This is a genomic window from Mesorhizobium sp. M2A.F.Ca.ET.037.01.1.1, assembly GCF_003998075.1.
Classification (GTDB): domain Bacteria; phylum Pseudomonadota; class Alphaproteobacteria; order Rhizobiales; family Rhizobiaceae; genus Mesorhizobium.
Genome location: NZ_RZSA01000131.1, coordinates 1 through 9,932 on the forward strand (window position 1 = coordinate 1; position 9,932 = coordinate 9,932).

Genomic DNA, 9,932 nt, shown 5'->3' on the forward strand with positions numbered 1-9,932 from the left:
GAAACTGGTTCGCCGCAGCGCCGCGCCAAGCCGACCGCTTGGCGCTGCGGCGACCGCATCATAGGGAGAGAAAACTGTTACCTATGTATCCGGTTCAAAGTGTTACCCATCTATCCGCTGGACACTGACATCGACAGGCTTCGCCAACCACCGAGGGCTACGCAGAAGCCGATGTCACGAAAATGTGATCGGCGCGCTTTAGGGGTTGAAGGTCCAAGCTCAAGCCACCTCAAGAAGCCAGAGGAACACCATGACCGCGACCCCTGAAACCCGCTTCCGCACCAGCCAGCTCGAGGAGAATGACGGTCCGCCCGTCAACCCGACCGACAACCGCACCATGGGCGAGATCATTGCCGCGCGCTTCTCGCGCCGCGGTTTCCTCTTGGGCTCGCTGGCCGTCTCGGCCATCGCCGCCACCGTCAGCCCGTTGGCGCTCGTCGCCGCCGACGAGGCGCGCGCCGCCGAGGCCTCGGCGTTCAAGTTCGACGAGCTCGAAGCCGGCATCGATGACAAGCACCATGTCGCGCCAGGCTATGATGCCGACGTGCTGCTGCGCTGGGGCGATCCGCTGTTTGCCGATTCGCCGGAGTTCGATCCGCTGAAGCAATCGGCTGAGGCTCAGGCAAAACAGTTCGGCTACAACAACGACTATGTCGGCTATATCCCGATCGACGGCTCGGCGGAGCACGGGCTACTGGTCGTCAACCACGAATACACCAACCCGCATCTGATGTTCCCCGGCATCGTTTCGATCGTCGAAAAAGACGGCAAGAAGGCCGCCGAGGTCGCACCGCTGTCGAAGGAGGAGGTCGATGTCGAGATGGCCGCGCATGGCGGCACCATCGTCGAGATCCGCAAGGAAGGCGGCAAGTGGCAGGTGGTGCGCGACGGCAAGCTCAACCGCCGCATCATGTCGACCACCGAGATGGCGCTCTCCGGCCCGGTCGCCGGCCACGACCGCGTCAAGACCAATGCCGACCCCTCCGGCACCAAGGTCATCGGCACGCTCAACAATTGCGCCGGCGGCGTCACGCCCTGGGGCACCTATGTGATGGCCGAGGAGAATATCCACGGCTACTTCTCGGGCGAGCTGCCGGAAGGCCACAAGGAAGCCGCCAATTACAAGCGCCTGGGCATTCCGGAAGGCGCCTATGAATGGGGCGCGCATTACGACCGCTTCAACCTCGCCAAGGAGCCGAACGAACCGAATCGTTTCGGCTGGATCGTCGAGGTCGACGTCAACGATCCGGCTTCGGTGCCGAGGAAGCGCACCGCCATGGGCCGTTTCAAGCATGAGGGCGCCGAGTCGATCGTCGCCAGGGACGGCCGCGTCGTCTTCTATCTCGGCGACGACGAGCGCTTCGACTATGTCTACAAATTCGTCACCGCCGGCAGGTTCAATCCTGGTGACCGCGCGGCCAACATGAACCTGCTCGACGACGGCACGCTCTATGTGGCGCAGTTCGCCGAGGACGGTTCGGTCGAATGGATGCCGATCGTCTTTGGCCAAGGCCCGCTGACGGCGGAGAACGGTTTTGCGTCCCAGGCCGACGTTCTGATCGAGACGCGGCGCGCCGCCGATCTGCTCGGCGCCACCAAGATGGACCGGCCGGAAGACATCCAGCCCAACGCCGGCAACGGCAAGGTCTATGTCATGCTGACCAACAATTCCAAGCGTAAGGCCGAGCAGGTCGACGCCGCCAACCCGCGTGCTGCCAACGCCTTCGGCCACATCATCGAGATCGTCGAGGATGGCGGCGACTTCGCCGCCAGCAAGGGCAAGTGGGAAGTGCTGCTCAAATGCGGCGATCCGTCCGTCGCGGATGTAGGCGCCACCTTCTCGACCGCGACCACCGCGCATGGCTGGTTCGGCATGCCGGACAATTGCGCCGTCGATTCCGCCGGGCGCCTGTGGGTCGCCACCGACGGCCAGGGCCCGAAAGCCACCGGCCGCACCGACGGCCTGTGGGCGGTCGACACGGAAGGAGCGGCGCGGGCGACCTCAAAACTGTTCTTCCGCGTGCCGATCGGCGCCGAGATGTGCGGCCCGCTCTTCGCGCCGGACGACCAGACCGCCTTCGTCGCCGTCCAGCATCCGGGCGACGGCGGCGAGGATTGGGAAGGCTTCGGCCGCCCGTCCTATTACGAGGATCCGTCGACCCGCTGGCCGGACTTCAAGCCGGACATGCCGGTGCGGCCGTCGGTCGTTGCGATCACGAAGCAGGGCGGCGGCAAGATCGCGGTGTGAGGACACTATCTCTCTGTTTTTATGCAATTCCGGACGGAAAACCGCTCACACTTTTCCTGGAATTGCTCTAAGCACCCGACATGGCGGGGGCTCGGCAGGGCCCGAGCCCCCTGTTTTGGTTGAAGTCGATCAAGCCTCAGGAAAGATTGATCTTTTATAGGTGGCGCCCTAGCTCCTCGCCAGGAGATCGCCATGCCGAAGTCCATTTATGACCGTGGCCTGCTGAAACCCGCCCAGGTCGCCACCTTGCAACGCGTCTTCGATGAAGCCTGCCGAAGTCGCGAGGCGCATCCCGAATCGGACGAGGCGCGGGAGATCGCGCTGACTGTGCTCGCGCTCTACAATGCCGGCATGGTCGATGAAGAGATGTTGATGGAGACGGTTTGCTTCCGTCGGCCGAAGTCGAAAACCGCCTGATCCAGACAGCCGCTATCTCGCCCGCTGAACCACCGCGATGTTCATCGCGCTGCGCAGCCGGAAGCCGATCGACTCGTAGAGCTTTATCGCCGCTGCATTGTTGGCAAAGGCGTGCAGATATGGCACCTCGCCACGCGCCATGATGCGGTTGGCCACAAACAGCGACAACAGCCTGGCGAGGCCGCCGCCGCGAAAATCCGGATGCGAGCACACGCCGCTGAGTTCCGTGTTTCGCGCGGCCGACCGCCGATGCCGAAGGCTTCTGACCTTTGCCCTTCATTCGCCGTCAATTGCATCCTATATCGCTGTCGCGGCGTAGCCGGCAGCGGTCGCCAGCGATTCGCGACCTGCGGGGGCAGGTCATCACTTCTTGGCACGCGGAGCTCATGGCGCCCCTGCGCATCTATTTTGATCGGCTTCTCGATGCCGTGGCACCCAAGGTTCCGCGGCGCGAATTGAGCGATGAGGAGCGCCTGGGGCTGGTGCGCCGCCACGGCGATTTCTCGCTCGCCTATTCCACGGCCGTGCAGAAGAAGCTGTCCTATTTCAGCGAGGGCGACGGCTACATCGCCTTCGGCACCAAGATGAGCCGTCATTTCGCACTGGGCGATCCGGTGGCCGACCCAGCCGACCGCCCGGCCTATATCAAGCGCTTCGTCGAGGCGGCCGGCGGCCCCTGGTTCGTGCAGATCGGCGCCGACACGGCCAAGGTGCTCGCCGGTCTCGGCTACCAGGTCAACCGGTTCGGCATCGACACCAGGCTGCTTTTGCCGGCGCATGATTTTTCCGGCAAGCGCAACGAGACGGTGCGCTATTCCGAGCGCTGGCTGGCGAAGAAGGGTTTTCTCCTCGCCGAGGGCACGGGCGACATGCTGCAGGAAGAGATCAAGCAGCTTTCCGCCGACTGGCGCAAAAAGCGCATCATCAAGCGCTGGGAGATGGGTTTCCTCAACCGCCGCTTCTCCGAGGAGCTCGGTGCCGGCATGCGCCGCTTCCTCCTGCACAGCCCCGAAGGCCGGCTTCTCGCCATCCTGGATTTCGACCCGCTGTTTCGCGACGGCAAGGTGATCGGCTACACCACCGCCTTCAAGCGCAAGCAGACCGACGCGACGCCGCATGCCGAGGTCGGACTGACCAAATTCGCCGTCGACCGCTTTCGCGAGGAAGGTATCTCGCAGGTGACGCTCGGCCTCTCGCCGCTGCTCGACATCGAGCCCAGCGGCTTCGCCGAATCGGATTTCTGGCGCAACGCCTTCCAGCGCGCCTACAAGTCGCCCTGGGTCAACCGCTCGCGCTTCAACCTGCAGGGCCAGGCGGCCTTCAAGCGCCGCTTCCACGGTGTCGAGGAACCGACCTATATCGCCTTCCGCAAAGGAACCTTCGTCGAGATGCTGGGGCTGCTGCGCCTGACCAAGGCGATTTAGATAGGCGCCCCTTCCTCGCCCCCGCCAAACTGTACAGACTGGGGAGATGGTGGACAGGCGTTCGGAGACATCGTGGACACTTCCCGATCCTTGGATCGGGAGGGATGGAATGCCGTTTTACGAGGTGTCCATGATGGATCAGAAGCGAGAGTTCGTGGAGTTTGCCTCGCGAGAGTGGGCGAATGTGCGTGAACTTTGTCGACGGTTCGGGATAAGTCCGACGACCGGCTATAAGTGGCTCGAGCGATACCGGTCGGAAGGGCCGGCTGGATTGGTCGAACGATCGCGTCGCCCGCACTTGAGCCCGCAACGCACCGCTTCGGCAATTGAGGCAAGGGTGTTGCAGGTACGCGACGAGAGCAACGACGTCTGGGGCGGTCGCAAGATCAGACAGGCGATGAAGAGACATGGCGAACTCGTCATCCCGGCGGCGAGCACGATCACCGCGATCCTGCGTCGTCATGATCGGCTGACGGAGGCGACAGCAGCGCAACATCCGGGACCATGGCAGCGCTTCGAGCGGGAGGCTCCCAACGAGCTGTGGCAGATTGACTTCAAGGGTCACTTCGCCATCCATGGCGGGCGCTGCCATCCGCTCACCACGCTCGACGATCACTCGCGCTTCAACCTGGTGCTGTCCGCCTGCGGCGACGAGCAGGGCCGGACGGTACGCCGGGAGCTGGAGATTACCTTTCGCCGCTATGGCTTGCCGCTGGCGATGCTGATGGACGGCGGCTCGCCGTGGAGCGATTCCGGCGGTGAGCCTTACACCGGCTTCAGCGTCTGGCTGTTGCGGCTCGGCATCCGCGTGCTGCACGGTCGGCCGCGCCATCCGCAGACCCAAGGCAAGGAAGAACGCTTCCATCGCACACTCAAGGCCGAGGTGATCAACGGGCGAAGCTTCGGCGATCTCGCCGAGTGCCAGCGAGCCTTCGATCGGTGGCGCCCGCGCTATAACTACGAACGACCACACGAAGCACTCGACATGGCCACGCCGGCCGAGCGCTACCGGCCGAGCCCGCGCAGCTTTCCCGACGTCCTGCCCGCGATCGAGTACGCACCGGGCGACCAGGTTCGCAAGGTCGACAGTGATGGCTTCATCAGCTTCAGGAACCGACCCTGGCGACTCGGCAAGGCATTCCGCGGCGAGCTGGTGGCGCTTCGCCCGACCGTCGAGGATGGTGTCTTCAGCGTGCACTACTGCTCGCATCGAATTGCCACCCTGAACCTACGTCAGGGCGCAAGCGAGACCTGTGGACTTGTGGACAACGCTGAGCGTTGCCCACAGGGTCCACAGGCCGAACAACAAAAACAACCCAGCAGTTCGTGATGAACAAAAGCGTCCACGATGTCCCCGAACACCCGTTCACCTTGTCTCCAGCACAAACACCCCGCAAAGCGGGGGAGAGGTGGCTCGGGCGAAGCCCGAGACGGAGAGGGGGGGCGACATCCGCGAAGCCAGAACCCGGCGTGAAAAGGGCGCCACATTGCCTTGATCTGAAGAACAGGCCACGCACAGAGAGATTCCACCCGTCGGCACGGGCCCCTCTCCGTCCCGGCTTCGCCGGGCCACCTCCCCCCGTCGTGGGGCGAGGAACTCGACTTCGGTCAGTTCCTCAACCGGTAGCCCGTCTTGAATATCCAGGCGACGATGGCGATGCAGATGGCCAAAAACACCAGCGTCATGCCGAGGCTGACGCCGACCGAGACGTCGGCCTTGCCGTAAAAGCTCCAGCGGAACCCGCTGATCAGATAGACGACCGGGTTGAACAGCGTGAGCGTCTTCCAGATGCCGGGAAGCATGTGGATCGAATAGAAGCTGCCGCCGAGGAAGGTGAGCGGCGTGACGATGAGCAGCGGCACCAGCTGCAGCTGCTCGAAGGTTTTCGCCCAGATGCCGATGATGAAGCCGAACAGGCTGAAGGTCACCGCGGTCAGCACCAGGAAGGCGACCATCCAGAACGGATGCTCGATCCTGAGCGGCACGAACAGCGCGGCGGTGGCGAGGATGATCAGGCCGAGCATGATCGATTTGGTCGCAGCGCCCCCGACATAGGCGATGATGATCTCGAGATAGGAGACCGGCGCCGACAAAAGCTCGTAGATCGAGCCGACGAATTTCGGAAAGTAGATGGCGAAGGAGGCGTTGGAGATCGATTGCGTCAAGAGCGACAGCATCATCAATCCGGGCACGATGAAGGCGCCGTAGGCGATGCCGTCGATCTCGTTGATGCGCGAGCCTATGGCCGAGCCGAAGACGACGAAATAGAGCGACGTCGAGATGACCGGCGAGATGATGCTCTGCAGCACCGTGCGGAAGGCACGCGCCATCTCCACCCGGTAGATCGCCCATACCGCGCGCAGGTTCATGGCTCTTGCCTCAGAAGACTGACGAAAATCTCTTCGAGCGAGCTGTTCTTGGTGTCGAGATCGCGGAACTGGACGCCGGCCGCCTCGAGGTCGCGGATCAGCGAGGCGACGCCCGGACGGTCGCTCTGGTTGTCGTAGGTGTAGGTGAGCTGGCTGCCGTCGCCCGACAGCTCCAGCGCATAGCGCGACAGGCTCTCCGGCAAGGCGGCGAGCGGCGCGCGTAGCTCCAGCTTCATCTGCTTGCGGCCAAGCTTGCGCATCAGCTCGGCCTTGCCCTCGACCAGGATGATCTCGCCCTTGTTGATGACGCCGACGCGGTCAGCCATCGCCTCGGCTTCCTCGATGTAATGCGTGGTGAGGATGATGGTGACGCCGTCCTCGCGCAGGCGCCTGACCATCGCCCACATGTCCTGGCGCAGCTCGACGTCGACGCCGGCCGTCGGTTCGTCGAGGAAAAGCACGCGCGGCTCGTGCGACAGGGCCTTGGCGATCATCAGACGGCGCTTCATGCCGCCCGACAGCGTGATCGCCTTGGAATCCTTCTTCTCCCAGAGCGACAGGTCGCGCAGCACCTTCTCGACGAAATCCTTGTTCGGCGGCTTGCCGAACAAGCCGCGGCTGTAGTTCACCGTCGCCCAGACCGTCTCGAAGGCGTCGATGGTGAGTTCCTGCGGCACCAGCCCGATCAGGCTGCGCGCGGCGCGGTAATCCCGGCTGATGTCGTGGCCGTCGACCGTGACGCTGCCCGACGAGCGGTTGACGATGCCGCAGACGATCGAGATCAGCGTCGTCTTGCCGGCGCCGTTCGGCCCGAGCAGCGCAAAAATCTCGCCGCGCTCGATATCGAGATTGATTTCCTTCAATGCCTTGAAGCCGGTGGCATAGGTTTTCGTGACACCGGAGATCGAGATGATGGATGACATGCTGAAAAACGGCCGGCTGGAAATTGTGACCTGATATAGGTCGGTTGCCGTTTTATGCAAACCGGCATTCGATGCCGCTCCTGACAGCTCTGGACAGTGGGTCCTGACCGACCAGTATTCGGGTCCCGGCGGCTGGAGAGCCGGCGCTGGCGGCAGCTTCTTTCTCCCCGTAAACGGCATATGCGCTAAGATAGCGCTGGCATGCTTGAAACTTGCGCTTTCGTGGTGGCTCACCGACGATGTCGCGGGGCATGGAGATTTAGGCGCAGGGTCGCCAGGGGCGGCTGAGTAAAGATCGCAGCGATCAGGGAGGCGACGATCTGGCGGCTAGCGCGCCACAGCAGCGGGCACCCTCGCTCAAGGGGGCGCGGGAGATCAGCCGGCACCTCTCCTTTCGCCAATCTCCTGACGGTCGCTATTGTAAGGCTGCCCATCCTCCCAGCTTGACGCCCTTCGCTCCCGCGCCCTAAGCCCGGTCTCCACCCCAACAGGAGACCCCACCCAAATGGCAGGCACGGTCGAAGGCGAGAAGATCGACGTTTCCTTCAGCGGCAAGCGCTGCATCCATTCGCGCAATTGCGTGCTCGGCAACCCGCATGTCTTCGTGCCCAACGCGCCGGGCGAGTGGATCCATCCCGATGCCGCGAGCGTAGAACGGGTGGTGGCGCTGGCGGAGAACTGCCCGTCGGGCGCCGTCACCTACAAGCGCAAGGATGGCGGGCCGCAGGAGAAGCCGCCTGTGGTCAACACGGTGCGCGTGCGCGAAAACGGCCCGCTGGCGGTGCATGCCGAGATCGTGCTGGGTGACCAGACGTTCTTGCGCGGCACGCTCTGCCGCTGCGGCGCCTCGCAGAACAAGCCCTTCTGCGACAACAGCCACATCAAGGCCGGCTTCACCGCCACCGGCGAGCCGCCGCTGAAGGAAGCGCAGGTGCTGGACGCGCGGGACGGCCCGCTGACCGTAACCCCGACCAGCAACGGACCGCTGAAGGTCGAAGGCAATGCCGAGCTCGTCACCGGCACGGGGCATACGATCGCCCGCACGACCAAGGTGTTCCTCTGCCGCTGCGGGCATTCGGCGAACAAACCGTTCTGTGATGGATCGCACAAAAGAGTGGGGTTTGTCGGGTAGATAGTTGCGAAGGCCGGCTCGAGGCCCCCCTCTCTGCCCTGCCGGGCATCTCCCCCTCAAGGGGGGAGATTGGCAGTTCAAGCGCCTCGCTCCTTTCTACAACGTTGGCGATTGGCGAAAGCCGGCGTGACATCCGATCTCCCCCCTTGAGGGGGAGATGGCCGGCAGGCCAGAGAGGGGGGCCTCGCGCCGATGTCTCAAAGCTTGGGTCCCTCTCCCCACTTTGTCGGGCGAGGAACTTGCGCCCCTTGGCCCATCCCTCCAACCTTTATCCGGCAGCCCGTATCGGCTAAGGGCTTCGCGAAGCCCTCGACCCCGGACTGCCCGCAAAAATGACTGCCAAGCCTCACCCCCTCTTCCTCGGCATCGACACCGGCGGCACCTACACCGATGCGGTGCTGTGGTCGGAGGAGGGCGGACCCAAGGGCAAGGTCCTGGCCAAGGCGAAATCGCTGACCACGCGTCACGATCTCGCCGTCGGCATTTCCGGCGCGGTCGACGCGGTGCTTCAGCAATCCGCCACCGATCCGGCCGCGATAAAACTCGTCTCGATGTCCACGACACTTGCCACCAACGCGCTGGTCGAGGGCCAGGGCGGGCGCGTGGCGCTCGTCATGATCGGCTTTTCCGAGGCCGACCTTGCCCGCGACGGGTTGAAGACGGCGCTGGGCACCGACCCGGTGGTGTTCTGCCCCGGCGGACACGACGTGCACGGCAATGCCGCCAAGCTCGACCTTTCCGGCCTCGAGGCGGCGTTGCCGGAATTGGGCGGCTCGGTTTCGGGCTTCGCCGTCTGCGCCTATTTCGCCACCCGCAATCCGGCGCATGAGCTGGCGGCCCGCGACCTGATCCGCGAGAAGACCGGCTTTCCGGTCACAGCAAGCCATGAATTGTCGGCCAAGCTCGGCGGCCCGCGCCGCGCGCTTACCACGCTGCTCAACGCCCGCCTGATCTCGATGATCGACCGGCTGGTCGCGGCGACCGAAGGGTTTCTGGCCAAGCGCGGCATCGCGGCACCCCTGATGGTGGTGCGCGGCGACGGCGCGCTGGTCTCGGCCGCCTTTGCCCGACAGCGGCCTATCGAGACGATCCTCTCGGGCCCGGCTGCCTCTCTTGTCGGCGCCCGCCACATGACCGGGCTGGACGACGCCATGGTCTCGGATATCGGCGGCACCACCACGGACGTCGCCGTGCTCGACGGCGGCCGCCCGCGCCTCGATCCGGAAGGCGCCACCGTCGGCGGCTTCCGCACCATGGTCGAAGCGGTCGCCATGCGCACCTTCGGCCTTGGCGGCGACTCGGAGGTCACGCTGGAAGACGGCGCGCTCGATCCGAAAATCCTGCTCGGGCCGCGCCGCCTGGTGCCGCTGGCGCTGGCCGGCATGGCGCATGGCGAGGCAGTCACCGCCGAGCTGGAA

General features: G+C 64.3%; 8 protein-coding genes and 1 pseudogene. 6 read left to right on the forward strand and 3 right to left on the reverse strand.

The genetic code is table 11. The features are described from left to right. Window positions 1-250 precede the first annotated feature (250 nt). The gene (locus EOA27_RS09355) at window positions 251-2,248 is read left to right on the forward strand and encodes a PhoX family phosphatase (protein WP_126080261.1); all 1,998 of its coding nucleotides are present in this window, start codon (window positions 251-253) and stop codon (window positions 2,246-2,248) included. A gap of 192 nt (window positions 2,249-2,440) precedes the next feature. After that, the gene (locus tag EOA27_RS09360; RefSeq protein WP_126080260.1) at window positions 2,441-2,665 is read left to right on the forward strand and encodes a hypothetical protein; all 225 of its coding nucleotides are present in this window, start codon (window positions 2,441-2,443) and stop codon (window positions 2,663-2,665) included. Between the two features lie 12 nt (window positions 2,666-2,677). Here the strand turns inward: EOA27_RS09360 and EOA27_RS09365 are convergent. Beyond that, window positions 2,678-2,893 (reverse strand): annotated as a pseudogene (locus EOA27_RS09365) (GNAT family N-acetyltransferase); the annotation flags it as partial. Between the two features lie 158 nt (window positions 2,894-3,051). Between EOA27_RS09365 and EOA27_RS09370 the strand changes: the two are divergent. After that, the gene (locus tag EOA27_RS09370; RefSeq protein WP_126080259.1) at window positions 3,052-4,089 is read left to right on the forward strand and encodes a phosphatidylglycerol lysyltransferase domain-containing protein; all 1,038 of its coding nucleotides are present in this window, start codon (window positions 3,052-3,054) and stop codon (window positions 4,087-4,089) included. A 109-nt stretch (window positions 4,090-4,198) separates the two neighbouring features. Then, the gene (locus tag EOA27_RS09375) at window positions 4,199-5,419 is read left to right on the forward strand and encodes an IS481 family transposase (protein WP_245491057.1); all 1,221 of its coding nucleotides are present in this window, start codon (window positions 4,199-4,201) and stop codon (window positions 5,417-5,419) included. Between the two features lie 278 nt (window positions 5,420-5,697). Here EOA27_RS09375 and EOA27_RS09380 read toward each other — a convergent pair whose 3' ends face one another. Next, entirely contained in the window at window positions 5,698-6,459 is a 762-nt protein-coding gene (locus tag EOA27_RS09380) for an ABC transporter permease (RefSeq protein ID WP_126080258.1), read from the reverse strand. Beyond that, complete coding sequence (locus EOA27_RS09385) at window positions 6,456-7,382, reverse strand: ABC transporter ATP-binding protein (protein ID WP_126080257.1); 927 nt, start codon at window positions 7,380-7,382, stop codon at window positions 6,456-6,458. Before EOA27_RS09385 ends, EOA27_RS09380 begins: the two co-directional genes overlap by 4 nt. A 505-nt stretch (window positions 7,383-7,887) precedes the next feature. Between EOA27_RS09385 and EOA27_RS09390 the strand changes: the two genes are divergently transcribed. Next, a complete protein-coding gene (locus tag EOA27_RS09390) occupies window positions 7,888-8,514 on the forward strand; it encodes a CDGSH iron-sulfur domain-containing protein (protein ID WP_126080256.1) in 627 nt (208 codons plus the stop codon). Between the two features lie 332 nt (window positions 8,515-8,846). Beyond that, window positions 8,847-9,932, forward strand: a 1,086-nt coding sequence (locus EOA27_RS09400; protein ID WP_145970301.1) for a hydantoinase/oxoprolinase family protein, incomplete at its 3' end; no start/stop codon positions are given.

Bases quoted from the DNA above. Each gene is read 5' to 3' on its own strand.
- EOA27_RS09355 (WP_126080261.1), top strand. From the start codon at position 251: ATGACCGCGACCCCTGAAACCCGCTTCCGCACCAGCCAGCTCGAGGAG.
- EOA27_RS09360 (WP_126080260.1), top strand. From the start codon at position 2,441: ATGCCGAAGTCCATTTATGACCGTGGCCTGCTGAAACCCGCCCAGGTC.
- EOA27_RS09370 (WP_126080259.1), top strand. From the start codon at position 3,052: ATGGCGCCCCTGCGCATCTATTTTGATCGGCTTCTCGATGCCGTGGCA.
- EOA27_RS09375 (WP_245491057.1), top strand. From the start codon at position 4,199: ATGCCGTTTTACGAGGTGTCCATGATGGATCAGAAGCGAGAGTTCGTG.
- EOA27_RS09380 (WP_126080258.1), bottom strand. From the start codon at position 6,459: ATGAACCTGCGCGCGGTATGGGCGATCTACCGGGTGGAGATGGCGCGT.
- EOA27_RS09385 (WP_126080257.1), bottom strand. From the start codon at position 7,382: ATGTCATCCATCATCTCGATCTCCGGTGTCACGAAAACCTATGCCACC.
- EOA27_RS09390 (WP_126080256.1), top strand. From the start codon at position 7,888: ATGGCAGGCACGGTCGAAGGCGAGAAGATCGACGTTTCCTTCAGCGGC.